This window comes from Citrobacter sp. VF227 (assembly GCF_052950715.1).
The window spans coordinates 1,359,748-1,378,394 of record NZ_JBRFVF010000001.1 but is presented as its reverse complement, the minus strand read 5'-3'; the positions used below and the strand labels follow the sequence as shown (position 1 = coordinate 1,378,394).

Sequence of the window (18,647 nt, the reverse complement as noted above, 5' to 3'; positions counted from 1 at the left end):
ACAGCTTTCCTTTTAACCAAAGAAATATTTTTGATTCATAACGGCAGTTTGAATAGGCTGGCAGGTTGCATGCACACCATCAACTTTTACGGCAAATGTTTCTGGGTTCACATCAATATGTGGGGTTGCATTATTTCTGATAAGGTCATGTTTGCTAATGCTACGACAGTTATTAACTGCAACCACCTGTCTCTCAAGTCCGGCCTTTTCTTTAACGCCATCCTCAAGGGCGGCCTGCGATACGAAGGTAATGCAAGTATCCTGCAACGTTTTTCCCATGGCACCAAACATTGGACGATAAAAAACGGGCTGAGGAGTAGGCAGAGAAGCGTTAGGATCACCCATTAAAGACCAGTTAATCATTCCCCCTTTAATAATAAGTTTCGGCTTGGCCCCAAAAAATTGAGGTTCCCAGAGTACAAGGTCAGCCATTTTACCCACTTCAACAGAACCAAGAATATGGCTAACACCTTGTGTAATAGCTGGGTTAATCGTAATTTTGGCAACGTATCGTAGAACGCGGAAATTGTCATTGTTCGGATTGTCTTCCGGTAATTTCCCGCGTGCGACTTTCATCGCATGCGCAGTTTGCACCAGGCGCAACCAGTTTTCTCCCACGCGACCCATTGCCTGAGAATCGCTGGAGAACATGGATATAACGCCCATATCATGAAGAATGTTTTCTGCTGCAATCGTCTCAGGACGAACACGGCTTTCTGCAAATGAAACATCGGCAGCAACGTTAGGATTCAGGTTATGGCATACCATAATCATATCGAACAGTTCTGCCTGGCTGTTAATGCCAAACGGTAATGTTGGATTGGTCGAGCTCGGCAGGACGTTTGGTTGGCTTGCGACCTTGATAATATCCGGGGCATGACCACCGCCAGCGCCTTCTGTATGAAAGGTGTGAATTGTCCTTCCTTCAAAGGCTGCAATCGTATTCTCAACATATCCGGCTTCATTGAGGCTGTCAGTGTGTACGGAGACCTGAATATCCATATCATCTGCGGTGCGCAAGGCGTGGCGGAGCGAGTTAGGCGTGGCACCCCAGTCCTCATGCACTTTTAGCCCAACGGCACCGGCAATAATTTGCTCTTCGAGTGGGGCTTTACTGTAGGCATTGCCTTTGCCCAGCAGGCCAATATTGACTGGAATACCTTCCCATGCCCGTAGCATGGCGCGCATATTCTTAGGCCCAGCGGTCACTGTAGTGCCATTAGTGCCATCAGTCGGTCCAATTCCTCCGCCGAAAAAGGTGGTGATACCGTTAGACAATGCGGCATAAGCTTGCTGGGGAGAGATCAGATGAATATGGGAGTCGATACCTGCCGCAGTCAGAATCAAATGCTCACCTGAAATGGCATCGGTACTAAGCCCGACCGTCATCCCTGGCGTGATACCAGACATGATTGCAGGGTTACCGCTTTTACCAATACCCGATATTAATCCATCCTTAATACCAACATCTGCTTTAATAACCCCAAGTTTGGCATCCACTATCGTGACATTGGTAATGACCAGATCGAGAACGCCCTGGTCGCGGGAACACTGATTATTAGCCCCCATACCATCGCGTAACGATTTTCCACCGCCATATACCGCTTCATCACCATAACCACGTAGATCTTGTTCGATTTCAATATATAAATCAGTTTCACCTAAACGAATTTTATCACCGGTCGTTGGACCAAACAGACTGGCATATTCCTTTCTGGATATTGATGGCATAAAAGGTCCTCAGCTAGGATTGTTAGACATTTTGAAACCGGCTTGCCGGGCGTTATCAATGAGTGCTTTTAACTTTATTGGATCGTTGATCACTTCAGCGAGTTGTTTACCGGTCATGTCAACAAGGTTATTAAAACCAAAAATATCGTTATCACCGCTATAGGGAATAAGTTCTATTTCTATCTCATCACCGGGTTCAAAGCGTATCGCTGTTGTGGCAGTAATATTTAAGCGTTTACCCAGTGCGCTTTCACGATCAAACTCCAGTTCTTTATTAACTTCGAAGAAATGGAAGTGTGATCCTACCTGCACCGGCCGATCCCCTGTATTTTTGACACGTACTTTGGTTACAGGTTTTTCTGTATTAAATGAAATAGGGGAGGCATCTAAAAGGTAGCCACCATAGGGTACATTTTCTGTTTCTTTGTTCTGCGACATAGTCTATTTCTCCTGCTCTTAACGAATAGGATCGTGCACGGTTACCAGTCTGCTGCCATCGGTGAAAATAGCTTCAACCTGTATTTGTGGGATAAGGTCAGCGACGCCCTCCATGACGTCATCTTTAGTCAAAACATCTCTAGATTTATTCATGACCGTTTCCAGATCATTTCCTTCTCTGGCACTTTCCATGGCCGTTGACGCAATAATAGAAACGGCTTCCGGATAATTAAGTTTAATTCCTTTTTCTTTCCGACTTTGAGCCACGCTGGCAAGTGAGTAAATCATTATTTTCTCTATTTCTCTGGGGCTAAGTTTCATAAATTACTCCTTACCTGAAGGGGTATAGGCATCTTCGCCAAATGCTGAATAATCAGGAGATTGGCGGGCGTCATTGGTTGAAATTCGTACCGGGGTAAATTTGTTAATTATCCATAAAATCAGAAGGGTAAAAATAAAAGACCATATGCTGGTAATAAGTACAGCGGCGAGTTGTTTTGCAACTTGCAAAATGCCACCACCTTCAAGCAAACCTGAAGGTCCTTTGCTATTCCATGCCTGTGATGCGAAAACACCAAGCAGGATTGAGCCAGTAATTCCTCCCATACCATGTACGCCAAAAACGTCCAACGCATCATCGACATACTTTTTCACGAACAGTGCGCAGTAGTAGCAGACAAAACCGGCAACAACACCAATTAATGCGGCTGATTGAATTGAAACATACCCTGCAGCAGGAGTTATGGTGGCGAGGCCTGCGACGGCCCCTGTCAGGAAGCCAACAAACTTTGGTTTACCGGTATGCATTTTCTCAATGAATAGCCATGTCGCACCGGCAAAAGCAGCAGCAATGTCGGTGGTAACAAACGCAGAGACAGTAATTGTGTTAACCTGTAATTCAGAGCCTGCGTTAAAGCCATACCAGCCAAACCACAGTAACCCCGCACCCAGAGCAATATAAGGAATGTTGTGGCTACCATCAGGCTGAATGACTCGACGCCCGACGTATAAAGCGGAAGCAAGCGCAGCGAAACCTGCTGTCGCGTGGACGACAATACCACCGGCAAAATCAACCACTCCCCATTTAGCCATCACGCCCTGCGGACTCCAGACCATATGCACAAACGGGCAGTAAACGAATAATGTCCAAAGGGTAATAAAAATCAGGTACGCCTTGAATTTCACCCGTCCGACAAATGCGCCAGTGATTAGCGCCGGAGTGATAATGGCAAACATCATTTGGTAAACAAAATGTACCAGGATGGGGATCCCTGCATCATTGCCGGTGAACAGCGTGTTCGCATTGATATTTTGTAAAAACGCATAGTGAAGCGGATTGCCAATAATGCCATTGAGGCTGGGACCGAAGGCCAGGGAATAACCCACAGCAAACCATAATATGGCTACCCAGCTCATAGAGACAAAACTCTGAAACATAATGGTAAGTATGCCTTTACGCTGGACTAAACCACCGTAAAAAAAAGCAAGCCCCGGTGTCATTAACATGACCAGACTGGTGCATAACAGCATAAATGCTGTATTCGCTGGATCCAGTATTTGAAATTGTACAGGTAATATTCCCATATACCCTGTGCCCCTTGCTTAAGGTTTATAAAAAGATGTAACTTGGCTATTTTCCATACGAAAGATAAATTACTACTTAATTTATTAATGGATAATTACTTGTCTTTGAATGAATATAATTTTGATTGTGGGTTGTGTTTACAATATTCAATGACTTGCGGGATGCTGGTAAGGTCTGTTTCATTCAGAGAAACAGAATCACCACCCTTATAAACCGTTTCTTCATTGAGCATCCACCATGCAACTGGAAGCATGGCCTTAGGATTCAGATTGATAAACTCCTGACAGGTCATTTTATCAGGACTGTTGTCTGCCGCATGCGTAACAGGGACGTTTAGCATAAATAAGGATAACAGTGGAGTAAGTGTGATAAGTGCGCGTTTCATATATAACCTCATGGTGTCTTTAATACAATTAATTTACTGAAGCGGGAACTGTTGGGGTACAGTTCTCGCTTCAGTGATATCAATAAAAAAATTACTGGTGTTGGTTTAATTACAGATCTTTTTTGATTTTGTCCCACTCACTGTCAGCTTTTTTCTTAAAATTGGCTTTTTTATCCTGCATACATGCCTGCACCAGTGCAGGGGTCACTGTTTCAACCCCTTTAACATCCAATACCGCGTCTTCTGGTTTGTCCTTTTTATTCAACGCTTCGGCAAAGCCAACCACTGTGGGTTGGAATGTGGTATCTGTGGCAAGAAAATCTTCACACGTCCATTGACTGACGGGTTTGTGATTTTCTGCCGCCTGACCCAGAGCAGGGATCATGAGTAGGGAGCCAACGATCATGCTTAATGTTTTATTCATCTAACGTACCTCGTGTATCAATTAATATCTATGGGTGAAAAGTCTGATTGCGACATTAAATATATATCCTGGAACAGCCTGGATGTCATATTTTGAATTGAATGGGGTTTTTAATATGTTCAATATTTTCTTTTGTTATTAGATAGTTGTAAGGCGTTTAAGAAGAAATCATCGGACTATATTATTAATGACGTAGTATTTATTGATGATATTTAGAATAAATTAATGTTGTCAGTAGTACTCTGACTTACAGGAGAAGCAAATGTTAAATGTAACACGAGATATTCTATCTAAGCTTGACGATGATGTGCTGGTCAAACAGCGGCGGTTTCTTAAGTTCTTGGCATGCCTGATGTTCTTGGGTGGGGTGCTTTTTATCCTTTTCCCTTATGTGTCTGGAGGCGTGCTCAGTATCATTGTCGGCGGGATTTTGATGTGCAGTGGTGTAGCGTTAGCAGTGGGTATGTTTAAAAACAGGGTGCATAATTTTTGGCCAGTTGTTTCTGGGGTAGTCGTCAGTATTGCATATTTTTTGATGGGGTATTTTTTTATTACTGCACCCGAATTAGGTGTTTTTGCAATTGCAACTTTTTTGGCATGTTTATTTTGTTTTGGTGGGGTTATCCGACTGACTACCTTTTTTAAGCACAGAAAAGAGAAAAAGGTATGGTTACAGGGAGTTATCGGTATATTGGATCTCTTTATCGCATGGTGTTTTATTACTGCCACTCCACAGGCATCAATTTATATGGTATCAATGGTGACGGGAATTGAACTTATGCTGAGCGGTATTAGTTGCGCATATATTGCTAATCAATTTCGTAAAACCTGAAACTGAGTAGTTAGCTGTTACTATTATCTGGCCACTGGTAGTGGGGTCATTACATAAAAAAAACTGCCCTTGCGGGCAGTTAAAATCGGAAGCATACCAAATGTTTTCTCAGGGGATCAGTCTGCACTGATACCGGTATTATCGTAAACACTCTTGCGATATGTTGCAAAACCTCCAGTACGTATTTTTAATAAATAAATCCTAACTAACATTGTTTATTTTCTTATCGCTATTTTTGTAAAAAAGCGATGTACAACAATAAAGAATACGGGAACAAAGAATATCGCCAGGACCGTTGCGGCAATCATTCCGCCCATCACGCCTGTGCCTACTGCGTTTTGTGCGCCTGAACCCGCGCCGTTGCTAATGACTAATGGAAGCACACCAAGAATGAATGCCAAAGAGGTCATCAGAATCGGTCTTAAGCGCATTCTGGCTGCGTCTAATGTCGCTTCAATATCGCTTTTACCCTGTTTTTGCATAATTTCAACGGCAAATTCTACAATCAAAATCGCGTTTTTAGCCGATAACCCAATTGTTGTCAGTAGACCGACCTGAAAATAGACATCGTTGGATAACCCACGCAACCAGGTCGCTGATAAGGCGCCAACAACGCCAAGTGGAACAACCAGCATTACGGCAAAGGGAATTGACCAGCTTTCATAGAGCGCTGCCAGACACAGAAAAACAACGACGATTGAAATAAGGTACAGCATAGGGGCCTGGTCGGTGGATAAACGCTCCTGGTACGACATTCCTGTCCAGTCATATCCGATGCCAGCTGGCAGTTTTTCGATGAGTGAGACCATAAATGCCATGGCATCTCCGGTGCTTTTTCCCGGTGCGGCTTCGCCAAGAATCTCCATTGAAGGAGAGCCGTTATAGCGTTCAAGACGCGGTGAACCATAAGTCCAATCTGTATAGGCAAATGCGCTAAACGGTACCATGTCCCCAGAAGCGTTACGGACATACCAGCTATCAATACTTTCCGGAAGCATGCGATAAGGAATGGCTGCCTGTACGAAGACCTTTTTGACGCGTCCATTATCCAGGAAGTCGTTAACGTAGCTGCTACCAAAAGCGGTTGAGATCGTCTGATTTATATCGTTGAGAGATACGCCCATAGATTCTGCTTTTGCCGCATTGACATGCACCCGAAACATGGGCGTATCTTCCAGTCCATTGGGGCGAACGCCGACCACCTGTTCGGGATGCTGTTTTGCCATGCCGAGGAGCTGATTTCTTGCCTGAGTGAGCTTTTGGTGACCCAGATTGGCTTTATCTATAAGTTCCAGATCAAAACCTGAGGCCGTGCCAAGTTCCGGGACGGCGGGTAAATTGAAGGGATAAACAATAGCCTGATTTATTGTAGCCAGACCTCTGGTGGCACGTTGAATGATCGCATTAATACCATCGGCACTTGCCGTGCGTTCAGACCAGGGTTTCAGGCTTACAAAGGCCAACCCGTTGTTCTGACCTTGCCCGCTAAATCCAAAACCGCTGACAGTAAAGACTGATTCCACATTACTTTTTTCTTGCGTCAGGTAATAGTGGCTGACGTCTTCAAGTACTTTATTAGTTTTCACCAGCGTAGCACCCGGCGGCAGCTGGGCCATGGTCAGCAAAACGCCCTGATCCTCCTCAGGTAAAAATGAGGTCGGAATGCGTAGAAACAGTAGCACCATGGCAATAATGATCAGTAAATACAGAATCATATATCGAGAAGTAACTCGCAGAATCTTGCGCGTACTGTCGCTGTAATGCTGGGTAAAACGCTCAAAGTACTGGTTAAACAGTGTGAAAAAACGAGGTGCAGAATGGGAGGTATCATGATGCGCTGGTTTGAGCAGCGTGGCACATAATGCGGGCGTTAACGATAATGCGGTTAATAAAGAAAGCGCCATAGCGGCGACAATCGTTACTGAGAATTGCCGGTATATCTCTCCGGTAGAGCCGCCGAGTAACGCCATCGGTACAAATACAGCCGACAGGACCAGCACAATCCCCACCAGCGCCCCTTGTATTTGTGACATTGATTTATGCGTAGCTTCTTTGGGGGAAAGGTGTTCCTCTGCAATTACGCGCTCAACATTTTCCACCACCACAATAGCATCATCAACGAGCAGACCAATGGCCAGGACAAGGCCAAACATTGTCAGAGTATTGATGGTAAAGCCAGCAACGGAGAGAACGGCAAATGTGCCTAGTATGACAACCGGGACTGCTATTGTTGGAATAAGTGTTGCCCGAAAATTTTGTAAGAATAAATACATAACAATGAAAACTAAAACAATGGCCTCAACCAGCGTTTTAACGACTTCTTGTATGGATATCTTAATGAAGGGCGTTGTGTCATAGGGATAGACGGTTTTGAGACCTGGCGGGAACCAGGGCGAAAGCCGGGCTATTTCCTCTTTGACTAACTTTGCGGTATCCAGGGCATTGGCACCTGTGGCCAACTTAATCGCAATCCCTGCTGCAGGGTTCCCATTGTATTTTGCTACAGTGCCATAACTTTCAGCACCCAGTTCAATGTGAGCAACGTCGTTCAATGTAACGTGTGAGCCATCTTGTTGAACTTTCAGTAGAATATTTCCAAACTCCTGTGTATTTTGTAATCGGGTCTGGACGATAATTGAAGCATTCAACTGCTGGTTATTTGCCTGCGGTGCGCCGCCTAACTGTCCTCCCGATATTTGATTATTCTGTATTTTGACTTTCTGAATGACATCCTGAGGGACAAGCTGATATTGGTTGAGTTTGACCGGATCAAGCCAAATTCGCATGGCATGCTGTGAACCAAATAGTTGAATGCTGCCCACCCCTGCGATTCTGCTAAGCGGATCTTTGATATTGGACGCAACATAGTCGGCAATATCGTACTGGTTAAGCGCCCCATCCTCTGAAATAAATGCGGCAACCAGTAAAATATTGCTGCTGGCTTTATCAACACTAATGCCTTGCTGTTGTACTTGCTGCGGTAATGACGGCATCGCCAACTGTAATTTATTCTGCACCTGTACCTGAGCGATATCCGGGTTGGTCCCCGACTCGAACGTGAGGGTCAGGGCGGCATTGCCAGAGGCGTCGCTGGTTGAGGACATATACATTAATCCATCCAGACCATTCATATTCTGTTCAATAATCTGCGTCACCGAGTTTTGTACAGTCTGTGCATCGGCTCCTGGGTATGATGCGCTGATAGTTACCGCTGGTGGGGCAATGTTGGGGTATTGAGCAATGGGCAACTGAGTAATAGCAATGACGCCGCTTAACATCATGATAATAGCAAGAACCCAGGCGAAGACCGGGCGCTCAATAAAAAAATTAGCCATAGAAAAAACTCCTGTTACCCGGCCTTACTGAGGTAAAGGGGGATTTGAATCTAAAGGGGAGGGGAGTGCATGAGCTTTAATGCCAGGCCGAATCTGTTGGAGCCCAGAAATAATGACCCTATCGCCAGGGTGCAAACCGGAAGTTACCAGCCACTTATCTCCTATTGCTTTAGTGGCAATAATTTCACGCGACTGGACGATGTTTTCCGGATCAAGAATAAGCGTTGTGGCTTTGCCGCTGGCATTGCGAGTTACCGCTTCTTGTGGAACCAACAATACATTGCGCTGGATACCCTCACTGAGCACGGCAGTGACGTACATGCCAGGTAATAGCGTATTATCTGGATTAGGAAAAATTGCTCTGAGCGTAACAGACCCCGTTGTTTCATCCACTGTGAGGTCGGAAAACTGTAATTTCCCTGTGTGAGCATATTGCTTACCGTTATCAAACTCTAATATGGCCGTTGCCTGGCCCTGGCTTTGCTCTATTATGCCTTGCTCCATGTCTGTTTTTAGCCGGAGAAAATCATTGGCGGACTGGGTAACATCCACGTATATAGGATCAAGACGTTGAACTGTGACCAGTGCTTGCCCCTGATTGGCGGTGACAAGTGCGCCGATGGTGACAGTTGATTTGCCGCTTAATCCACTCAGCGGCGAGGTGACGCTGGCATAGTTCAGGTTGATTCTGGCACTTTCAACCGCTGCTTTCGCCACTTGCAGGTTTGCCTGCGCTTCCTTCGCGTTAGTCTGGGCCTCGTCGTAGTCTTGTTGGCTGACATAATGTGATTTAAGCAGTGACGTAAAACGATTCAACGTTAAGCGGCTGTTATCTGCTGCTGATTGAGCCTTAGCCAGACTTCCCTTCGCCCGATCCAGTTCTACCAGTAAAGGGGCAGGGTCAATCTGGTACAGCGGTTCTCCGGCATTAACCGTGCTGCCTTCTTTAAACTGACGGCTGAGAATAATCCCCCCAACCTGCGGACGTATCTCAGCAACTTCATAAGGTACAATTCGCCCGGGTAATTTACTGGTGATATTCACGGATTCTTCTTTAAGCGTAATAATACCGACATCCGGTATTACGGTATGTGGCGGGGCATTCTTACTATCATCACACCCCACAACGAATAGAATATTAACCAGGCCAATTACCGCAAATTTTCTTTTTATCTGCATTATATCCCTCACATATACGTTACGAAGGTTTACGGTTCATCGGTACCAATAGGTAATAAATGACGCAATTAAGAAGCCGGTATACACGGCGAGTAAGGAGAACAGCACGTGAACCGCAATTTCAGTACCGGCCCAAATGTAATCTTCATTTTGCAAATGCGAAAATACCTCCTCTGAAAAAGTAGAGAATGTCGATAAACCACCACATAGCCCTGTGGTGACCATCAGCTTCACTGCCGGAGAAAATGATGTTAGTCGGGTAAAAAAAACTGTAGCAAATCCAATAATGAATCCGGCAATTATATTTGAAACGAGCGTTCCGGGGGGTAATAAAGGGAATAGTGCATTCAATCGCTGGGAAATGCCCCAACGTAAAGCACTACCGACACCACCACCAACCATAATGGCAATTAAAGATGCGAGCATAAAACCTTCTTTTCTAATGGATGTTTTTGAATGTCAATCACTTGTATGCTAAAAATAAGGTGATATCTTCAGGGTAACAAGATCGCTTATTCTTCTAAGTTTTAGCTTGAGCATGATATTAAATTTTTGAATGCGCATTGTTTGCTCTGAAATGTTCAGGGACTGAGTGATTTCATGTATGTTATGTTGGTTAATTATGGAGTTGACAAGTTTAAGTTGGTTGTGCGAGAGTGCCACGTTAGGTTTTTGATATGAAATTTTTTCATCTATGATGAGGGAGAGTAAATTTAATATCTGCTCTTTTCTGCTTACGAACAGTAAAGGCGACTGGCTTTTTAATTTGCTAATGTGAAAGGGAGCCAGGATGATGATCCTTTCAACATTGATGTCATTGAGTAGCTTGACCGTAGTTTCATCAATAATATTATTATGATAAGTGTCAATAATGATTTTTACATCGTGATCCAGATCATTAAAGTTAATGTCTGAAAGTTGATTGATTTTGATGGTTTTTTCCTTTTCCTGTAGGTTAAAAACACCCTGGAAAAGGAAAAAATCCTTTGTGATAATGAAAATCATAAAAATGCTCCTTTGGTGCAGATGTCTAGTTATAATGTTTGTAGAAAACAGAGTTTTAACATTGGTGATCGAGTTTGATGTGTAGGGGTAATTATCCCGTGTTATGCTTAGATAATAATATAAACATAATCTATTTTTATGATTTATCCAGAGATGTACCTATATAATAATCCTAAGTAAAATTCTTAATCCTGAAAAATATATAGTTTTTTGTTTTTAGTATAAGAATAATCCTGGTGTTACAAATACTCCTTAGGTATTACTATGAGATATTATTTTTTATCTTATCCAGGATTAATTTATATAAGAGTAACTTGTTGTGTATCTGCCAGAGTATTAGGATTACTATGTCACTTGTATTGGTGACAAACTCGAGACTCCTTTACAGACTTTTGCTGGCGATGGATTCGCCAGCTTTTTTTATTCATCTTTAACAAGATAATTAATGGATGATTACTGATAATGCCCGGAAACGTGGGCCATCCAGGCATTGAATGGAGACGAGGTTATGAAGGGGGAGGTACCGAAACTTAAGGAGATAGCGTCTTTTCCACTTGCAGCGGCGGATCGTACCATCCCCAGCCAGGATACATCATACCATTCCAGTCGGCAGGCCAAACGGGTCCAATACCGTAATCAAAACCCGGTGCTGGCATAATACGTGTTTCTTCCTGCCATACCTGATACCCAAGAATATTCATTGTAACAAATGGGTAACTGGAATTACCGACCCGACCAGAACGGCTCCCGGTCAGGTTACCCAAAACGGTAACATAGTGATTGCGGAAATTAACAGGGTCGAGAAAAGTTGAACTCCGGGCTAATAATCGTCCTTGATATGGTGTCCCGATTTCTGGTTTCGCATTATAATTAAGCGGTAGTACCGCTATTTCGAGCAACGTTTCATGCGGTTGGTTAACGACATTGATAACCAGTCCACCCAGTCGCGCTTGCTGTCCTACATAGAGATTGGGAGTTTGCTTCAGTTTTAGAAAATCTTTCTGCAGGTCTGGTTGGCCATTACCTTTAATTGATGAAGGAATGGAGGTACAGCCTGATAGCAAGAGTGTCATCGCGCAGAAGGCGATATACGTCAGTTTTCCAGAGATATAAATTCTGGGCATATTATCTCCTTAAATAAATTCAACGAAAAACAATAATTACATGCAATTACTTGACTCTCCTGTTTAGGGAGGGTCAAGTAATCATGGCGGTGCAAATTGGTAATGACTTATTTCTATTATGGTTTATTTATAAATATCAGCATTGATCGTTTTGTGTTCCGATTGCCCTTCAATTGAGGTAATTACATAGTATTTGCCACCCTTTTCATCCACCTTTTTGCTGAGCCCGTCATCTGTCATTGTAAAGCCGTCTTCAGTTACGCTAAGTTCTCCTATTTTTGTATATTTGCTGGCTTGCTCTGGTGAGATTTGTTCAGCGGCATATGCTGAAAATGCTAATGCTGAACCTAACAGTGCAATAATACTGAGTTTTTTCATAAGTTTATTCTCTTATAGATTAGTGATAAGCAATAATTATGTTAGATAACTTATTTTTTAATTCAATATAAATGTTGTTCGGATTTGCCAATAGTAATTCATTATGCTAATAATTAGTTGATTTGAATGTATTTTTCTCTAGTTGAATATTTAATATAATAATCTTAATGCAGAATGATAATAGCACTTTGCAAAGTGTATTGTGTATTGCATCAATTAAATTACTGCTCTTTTGATCATTGGTTAAGGGAACACGAGATAAACCGGATGTCTGTGCCTGTATCGAACGGATAACCGCGCAACAAGAATAAAATAATAATCTATATTACTTTTAATGCTAATATATAATTTTGCATTATCCACATAAATCAAACATTAATTCTGATCAATATAGTCCAATAGAGGTATACTGGTGAATATTAGGCCTAAAAACAATCACTTGCCTCATAGGGGATTTTAAAGAGAGGCTGTTTGATGCCGATAACCATGATGAAAATATGGTTAATGGAGGGGAGTGACATGTGGTGGGTTTATCGAATGCCGATGAAAATAAAGTTAATTATCGCGCTACAACCACTGTTATTGGCGTTATGTTGGTTTGCAGGTTCGGGAATATTGGCGCGTATAGAAACAGAACGACAGATGGAGAATATTGCCCAGCTAACAGCGCTTGCACGAAGTGCTGGAAATGTGGTGCATGAATTGCAAAAAGAACGCGGAATGAGCGTCGGATTTCTGGGGGCTAAAGGGAAGACGTTTAAAGATGAATTAAACGTACAGCGGGCTTTAACCGATCGCGAGATCGAGGTCTTTGTGCGTACACTGTCCGATACTGCTTTGCCTGAAGGGGATGTCGCTGCTTCTGTTGCCACGTTTAAGAAAAACATTCTATCCCTTGCCACCATCCGGGAAAACGTCACGCAATTAGGTCTTCCGGCATCCGATGTGGTTACGTTTTATAGTAATGTCATTGCTGATGTGTTGAGTTTTGTGGGCCGACTGGGGCAGTTGACGGATTCAGGCGAGATGGCGAACGCATTTGCCGCCTAGTACAACTTGCTGAATTTAAAAGAACAAGCAGGTATTGAACGCGCGTTGTTGTCAAATATCTTTTCTTCCGGTCATTTTGCCGTAGGGCAGTTACATCAACTCAGTGATGTCGTCAGTAAACAGAATGTCTGGTTGGCACAATCGTTACGCCTGAGCACACCTGAACAGGCGGCCATGTTGCAAAGCCGCCTGCAGTCACCAGAAGCGTCAAAAGCGCTCTCATTGCGCGAAACCGCGTTTAACCATGCAGTGAATGGTGGATTTGATGTCGATCCTACCGTCTGGTTTAAGGTACAAACCCAGCGTATTGAAGTGATGCGGCAGATAGAAAATGTCACGGCGAATCTTCTGTTGGCGAATGCGGAAAAACTTGCACAGGACGCACGAAAAAACTGGCAAACGTATATGGTTGTCAGCATGTTAGCATTACTGGCATCACTGACGTTCGCTGGGGCAATCGCAATCAATATGCATCGTCAATTCAGTGAAACGCTACGCAAGATTGCGGGCATGAACGGCGATCTGACTCAACGACTGTCGACCCCGGGGAAAGATGAGCTTTCGTCACTTAATCGCGCCTACAACACGATGCTGGAAAGTATTCAGCATATAGTCCAGGAGATTAAACAAGGCTCCGTAGTTTTGTCTGATGCCAGCAGCAGTATTACGGCGGGTAATCAGGATCTTGCCCAACGTACAGATGAACAGGCTGCATCAATCGTACAGGCTGTAGCCAGCATGGAACAACTATCTACCTCGATAACGCAAACGGCGGATAATGCCCGGGACGCAGAGCATCTGACAGTCAGGTTGGAAAAAGAGGTTCGGCAGGCCAGTTACGTCGCCAGCGCGGCAAATCAAAGTATGGGAGATATTCGCGCTTCCAGTGAGAAAATCTCGAATATTGTGACGTCAATTGACGATATTTCGTTTCAGACTAACTTGCTGGCGCTGAATGCCGCAGTGGAAGCTGCTCGCGCAGGAGAGATGGGGAGGGGATTTGCGGTCGTGGCCAGTGAGGTGCGGAATCTTTCGCAGCGTTGCGCCAAAGAAGCTAACCAGATCCGCGAGCTCGTTGCGCAAAATATGGTCAAAATCAGTGAGGGCGTTGAGCGGGTTACGGCATCAGCTACCGCGCTGGAAGCTGCGGCAGACAATACCACCAGTATGAAGCAATATATTGCGGATATTGCTCGCGTGGCGACGGAACAGTCGCAAGGAGTATCCCAGATAAACCTGGCATTACGGCCTATGGAGCAGGTCACGCAGCAAAACGCGGCGTTGGTTTCTCAGGCCGCGAGCGACAGCCAGCGCCTGGACAATCTGTCGGTGACTATGAAGGATTTAGTTAACCGTTTCGTGGTTTGACATGACACCGTTTAACCGGCCCAGACAACATCCCGGGCCGGTTAAATCTCACAATCTTATTGTGAGCTTCATACTGTTAACGTTGGCCCAGAACAACTTTTCGCCGAGCATATAATGTGACTGCTGACAGCTGAAAATCCAAATATCCTGTCATTCGTTTTCGGGATTTGAGCTCTTTCATCGTAATACCACTAATATGGCCTTCATCTATCAGTTTCTTTATCTCCGCGGTGCTGAGTAAAAGCTGGCGCTTCAAGATCGATAGCACACTAATCTGAAAAGAGTGGGAAAGTCTGATGGTTACGGTGACTTTCTGGCCGGTTTTGATGCCGACCTGCCACTGTTCCTGAATACGAAAATCAGGTTTACCTGCAAGTTCAGCCTTGTTACGGCTCAGGGTCGCTTTATCATTGGCAAAATAGTGAACCGTACTGGCATCGTTGGTGATAAATCGATGATACAGCTCATGATTAATTTTGCTGATGTGAAGCCGTGAAAACAGTGAGATATTCCATGTGTATTCGCAGTGGGTGCATTTATAAATGCTCCAGATATCAAGTACTTTCTTTTGCGAATTGACTCTGAACGCACCGGAAGGTGCGAATTCGCGTTTTACATTACATGATGGGCAGCGCTTAGCAATGCGCTGGTAGCCGACAGGGGTGACTGTCCATATGACTTTCATTCTGTACCTTTTTTTAACCCAAATAAATTCGGATCCGTTTTGAACGAACCATCGTTTTATGTGAGAAAAATATTTTTCAGATATTTTTCAGCGGGTTAAGAAAAGATTTCTAACACAGATATCCTGTCTGCCAACAAATGAATCTTGCGAGATTACCAGTGTGGCAGCCTTTAAGTATATGAGTTCAATCAATATTCATTATGTTGTCACGGTTGAAGTCACTGCGGATGCCGGGCACTCTGGTGACTTCAACCAGCAGGCTTCCGGTTGCATTCTGTCGCTGGTAAAGTGAGCAACCCTTACCGATATTTGGCCAGAAAGGAATTCCGTGTGACCGAACGTATTGATTATCAGACTGAAAAGTACAGCTTTACTGAGGCTGCTGAGAGTTCTCGTCTTACCGGTCAGTGGGCTGATGTTATTGCTGAATGTCGGGAAATGAAGGCGGGTTCGGAAGAGCGTCTGCGTATTGCTTTATTGAATGTGGACTATGTGACCAGCTTTGAGCTGCCTTTTCGCTTGTTGCTACTCCGCACCCCACAACTGATCGCCAGCGTGCGTGATGAGCTACAGCTTAGCCAGAAAAACGTCCTCTTTAACGGCAAACGCTTTGGCTGCGTATACAGTCTGAAAGCGAGCCTTGGCGGAATACCGGATGAATTCCAATACCGTCTCTCGCATCGTATCCGGCGCATTGATCCCACAGGCTTAAACGAAGCGCCGTATCAGCAGATTGCTAAAGTAGTGAAAGCACCGCGTGAACGTCTGAAGCTGGCGCTGGAATCGGGTCTAGATGTCACTGCTCTGGATGGACTCTTCTGGTTTGGCAGCCAACGTATTGCTGCTGATGTACTGAGGCTAAGAAAAGCAGGGATGCGGATAGCTACAGGACAGAAGAGTGTGTCCGATAACCTGACTGCAACCGTGAGAAACGTGCCGTTTTATCGCCTGGCTAATTAATGAATGAACATGAGCGACTTGTCTGACAGACCCTTTCCAGGGGGGCTGCAGAGTACTTAGGTATAGACATTAAAAGTTATGGTTCATCTCAAAAGCATATTAACTATATGATAAATAATGATATTAATGTATGCAGGCTATGAGTGTCATTGTGATCTGAGGGCAAAATTGCCTTGCTTTACTGGATCTACGCTCTACTGCTAACCCTGCGATGACGCACCGTTTTACTTTTTGGACATAGCAATAGGCGATGTCGTAATTCATCAAACCGTCCCACCCTGATGTTGGTTGGCTACACGCTATGTAAGAGTCGCGGTGTGCGAACAGGCGACATCTATAGTGTACTGAGTCCGCTATCAACTCAAACCTTGCAGGGATCTCTGCAATTTTCTCTACCTTGTAACAATTTTTTCCTTAATTTTAAGTATCTCATCGGATGACCTGGATGAAATCTCACTTCATTGAACGGCTATGCTGTTTGAAATTGTCTGAAAAAAATCAAAGTTAAGACATTAACGAAATGTGTGCGATTGCTAATACATTAGTTTGATTAATTAATCCTAAGCGTAATATCTCAAGCTTCAATTTACAGGAGGGGGAAGTACATAATTTAACTTGCTGTAATAATGGTTTTTTATTTATTTTATATAAATTATATAAAAATTGTAATTATTATTCTTAATTACATGAATTGTATGGCTTTTGACAAAAAACAAAAAAATAGAAACATCACTTATTTAAAGTTTTGTATTTGAGTGTATGACTAATGTTTTGTAGTATTGATTAGTTTTCAAGATCTTATCGATCGATTTTATTGATTTTTACCCATTAAGTATTTGTTTAAGAATATTTGTAACAAAGAACTGGCCTGTCAGTATTTTTGTACATGACAACAGGAGGTTGCCTGGGATGTGTGCTGAGAAAACATCAAAAGCTCTGCAACGTGCAATTGTTTATTCCACGGAGTGGGCAAAAACAATCGCATTGAAATATTTGTGCGGGCATTCTGCTTGCGGAAAAGAAATTTATGTAGAGACTACAGGAGATCTTAGAACTTTATTTTCTTGTTTAAGTACGAAAAGCACTGAAGTTCCCGATATTATTGTTCTGGATATCCCTGCCAGGGATTATGTCGGTCTGCTATGCCATATTCGTCGCTTGCATCCGGCATTGCCGGTGGTTATCACACAGTCACGAATATTATTCTCTGACCGGGCGGTAGCCTCTTGGTTTGGCAATATTTGGCTACGTGAATACGACAGCCTATTGGCCGGATATCCGGGGGCGTTGATCGGTTCTTGCATGACAGATCTGCAATTTGCGGGCACATATAGCTCCGCGGCCTGTTCGACAGAATGTCCGGGACGAATGAGTGATGCAATACTCCTTAATCACGTGGAACGATGGTTGTGCGGGCGTCTGACAGAAAGAATTGGTTCAGGGCTCTGCGCGCAGGTTGCGACTGAATGGTTGTCACGAGGGATCTCCGCACAAGAGGTGGGGAAGCGTCTGAACCGCAGCGACAAATTGGTATATCACTATCGCAGTCGGATTATACAAGAACTGAGAATTTCCGGTCATCCGCGGGACTTTATCGCCTCATTATCTTTGAAAGAGGGGCCGGTACCTTCAGACCGCCCGATGACATGCCAGATGAGAGTTGTCGCGTAGTCGCCAGTAATTCATCAAAGAATGGGAAACAAGGTTAGAAGATTATGGGGATGCTGATGCGTAATGAATATTATCAGAGGCGTTATTCCATTCCAGGTAATTTACAACCAGGGATGGTGGATATTCGTCATTTGCGATTGCTGATGGTGTTGTGCAGCATCAGTAATCCACGAATGGTGCTGGCGCTGGAAGAAGTACTGGTTAATGGACTGTCGCGGCGGGAAGCATGTGAACGCAACGGTGTATCTCAGAGTCATCTGTCGGTGAAATACCGCAGGCTGCAGGACGTAAACCAGATTGTGTTACGAATTTACCCGTATGTACAGGATGAACTCGAATGCAGTTCGGGATAACAGGCCAGAAGTCATTAATTTGATAGGGATGGCTGTATTAAAACTGTTAGTAAAGTTAAATTTTTATTTAGCCTCAGTTATTAAGTGTATTTAAAAGGCATTTTTGCCAGGGGCGATTGTACCTTTTATTCAGAAAGTAAGTTA

Annotated in this window: 17 protein-coding genes and 1 pseudogene; 5 read left to right on the top strand and 13 right to left on the bottom strand. The window is 43.9% G+C overall.

The window, feature by feature from the left end:
* Positions 1-12 precede the first annotated feature (12 nt).
* The 6 genes from ACU8YC_RS06740 to hdeA all read right to left on the bottom strand — a co-directional run bounded on the left by ACU8YC_RS06740 (position 13) and on the right by hdeA (position 4,563).
* On the bottom strand, positions 13-1,731 hold the full coding sequence (locus ACU8YC_RS06740; RefSeq protein WP_370619934.1) for an urease subunit alpha: 1,719 nt from the start codon (positions 1,729-1,731) through the stop codon (positions 13-15).
* Between the two features lie 9 nt (positions 1,732-1,740).
* Positions 1,741-2,169, bottom strand: coding sequence for an urease subunit beta (locus ACU8YC_RS06735; RefSeq protein ID WP_151224796.1), 429 nt, complete (start codon positions 2,167-2,169; stop codon positions 1,741-1,743).
* A gap of 18 nt (positions 2,170-2,187) precedes the next feature.
* Positions 2,188-2,490, bottom strand: coding sequence for an urease subunit gamma (locus ACU8YC_RS06730; protein WP_003845045.1), 303 nt, complete (start codon positions 2,488-2,490; stop codon positions 2,188-2,190).
* Positions 2,491-2,493: 3 nt separating this feature from the next.
* Entirely contained in the window at positions 2,494-3,699 is a 1,206-nt protein-coding gene (locus tag ACU8YC_RS06725) for an ammonium transporter (RefSeq protein ID WP_279574245.1), read from the bottom strand.
* 149 nt (positions 3,700-3,848) lie between these two features.
* Positions 3,849-4,139 carry an acid-activated periplasmic chaperone HdeB gene (gene hdeB, locus ACU8YC_RS06720; RefSeq protein WP_370619936.1) on the bottom strand — a complete coding sequence of 97 codons (291 nt, stop codon included), beginning with the start codon at positions 4,137-4,139 and terminating at the stop codon, positions 3,849-3,851.
* 109 nt (positions 4,140-4,248) lie between these two features.
* A complete protein-coding gene (hdeA, locus tag ACU8YC_RS06715; RefSeq protein WP_057102354.1) occupies positions 4,249-4,563 on the bottom strand; it encodes an acid-activated periplasmic chaperone HdeA in 315 nt (104 codons plus the stop codon).
* Between the two features lie 262 nt (positions 4,564-4,825).
* On the opposite strand from hdeA, the gene ACU8YC_RS06710 reads away from it, so the two are divergent.
* Positions 4,826-5,395 carry an HdeD family acid-resistance protein gene (locus ACU8YC_RS06710; protein WP_187253498.1) on the top strand — a complete coding sequence of 190 codons (570 nt, stop codon included), beginning with the start codon at positions 4,826-4,828 and terminating at the stop codon, positions 5,393-5,395.
* A 215-nt stretch (positions 5,396-5,610) separates the two neighbouring features.
* On the opposite strand, the gene ACU8YC_RS06705 is transcribed toward ACU8YC_RS06710, so the two are convergent.
* The 6 genes from ACU8YC_RS06705 to ACU8YC_RS06680 form a co-directional block, all read right to left on the bottom strand.
* Positions 5,611-8,730, bottom strand: a complete 3,120-nt coding sequence (locus tag ACU8YC_RS06705; RefSeq protein ID WP_414438102.1) for an efflux RND transporter permease subunit — start codon at positions 8,728-8,730, stop codon at positions 5,611-5,613.
* 24 nt (positions 8,731-8,754) lie between these two features.
* Positions 8,755-9,909, bottom strand: a complete 1,155-nt coding sequence (locus ACU8YC_RS06700) for an efflux RND transporter periplasmic adaptor subunit (RefSeq protein ID WP_080975634.1) — start codon at positions 9,907-9,909, stop codon at positions 8,755-8,757.
* Between the two features lie 36 nt (positions 9,910-9,945).
* The gene (gene crcB / locus ACU8YC_RS06695; protein WP_088903225.1) at positions 9,946-10,335 is read right to left on the bottom strand and encodes a fluoride efflux transporter CrcB; all 390 of its coding nucleotides are present in this window, start codon (positions 10,333-10,335) and stop codon (positions 9,946-9,948) included.
* Positions 10,336-10,383: 48 nt separating this feature from the next.
* Positions 10,384-10,914, bottom strand: coding sequence for a helix-turn-helix transcriptional regulator (locus tag ACU8YC_RS06690; RefSeq protein ID WP_187253495.1), 531 nt, complete (start codon positions 10,912-10,914; stop codon positions 10,384-10,386).
* Positions 10,915-11,444: 530 nt separating this feature from the next.
* Positions 11,445-12,038, bottom strand: a complete 594-nt coding sequence (locus ACU8YC_RS06685; RefSeq protein ID WP_151217523.1) for a Slp family lipoprotein — start codon at positions 12,036-12,038, stop codon at positions 11,445-11,447.
* A 123-nt stretch (positions 12,039-12,161) separates the two neighbouring features.
* Positions 12,162-12,416: a YdgH/BhsA/McbA family protein gene (locus tag ACU8YC_RS06680; RefSeq protein WP_151217521.1), complete on the bottom strand. Its 255-nt coding sequence runs from the start codon at positions 12,414-12,416 to the stop codon at positions 12,162-12,164.
* Positions 12,417-12,935: 519 nt separating this feature from the next.
* On the opposite strand from ACU8YC_RS06680, the pseudogene ACU8YC_RS06675 reads away from it, so the two are divergent.
* Positions 12,936-14,834: pseudogene (locus ACU8YC_RS06675) on the top strand (methyl-accepting chemotaxis protein).
* 76 nt (positions 14,835-14,910) lie between these two features.
* Here ACU8YC_RS06675 and ACU8YC_RS06670 read toward each other — a convergent pair.
* Positions 14,911-15,519: a DUF1062 domain-containing protein gene (locus tag ACU8YC_RS06670; RefSeq protein WP_446895136.1), complete on the bottom strand. Its 609-nt coding sequence runs from the start codon at positions 15,517-15,519 to the stop codon at positions 14,911-14,913.
* A gap of 330 nt (positions 15,520-15,849) precedes the next feature.
* Between ACU8YC_RS06670 and ACU8YC_RS06665 the strand changes: the two genes are divergently transcribed.
* The 3 genes from ACU8YC_RS06665 to ACU8YC_RS06655 all read left to right on the top strand — a co-directional run bounded on the left by ACU8YC_RS06665 (position 15,850) and on the right by ACU8YC_RS06655 (position 18,503).
* Positions 15,850-16,479 (top strand): DNA-binding protein, encoded by a 630-nt coding sequence (locus ACU8YC_RS06665; RefSeq protein ID WP_286544153.1) that lies wholly within the window; start codon positions 15,850-15,852, stop codon positions 16,477-16,479.
* 909 nt (positions 16,480-17,388) lie between these two features.
* On the top strand, positions 17,389-18,150 hold the full coding sequence (locus ACU8YC_RS06660) for a hypothetical protein (protein WP_370619942.1): 762 nt from the start codon (positions 17,389-17,391) through the stop codon (positions 18,148-18,150).
* A gap of 56 nt (positions 18,151-18,206) precedes the next feature.
* Positions 18,207-18,503 carry a PapB/FocB family fimbrial expression transcriptional regulator gene (locus ACU8YC_RS06655; RefSeq protein ID WP_187253491.1) on the top strand — a complete coding sequence of 99 codons (297 nt, stop codon included), beginning with the start codon at positions 18,207-18,209 and terminating at the stop codon, positions 18,501-18,503.
* The last annotated feature ends 144 nt before the right edge of the window (positions 18,504-18,647 follow it).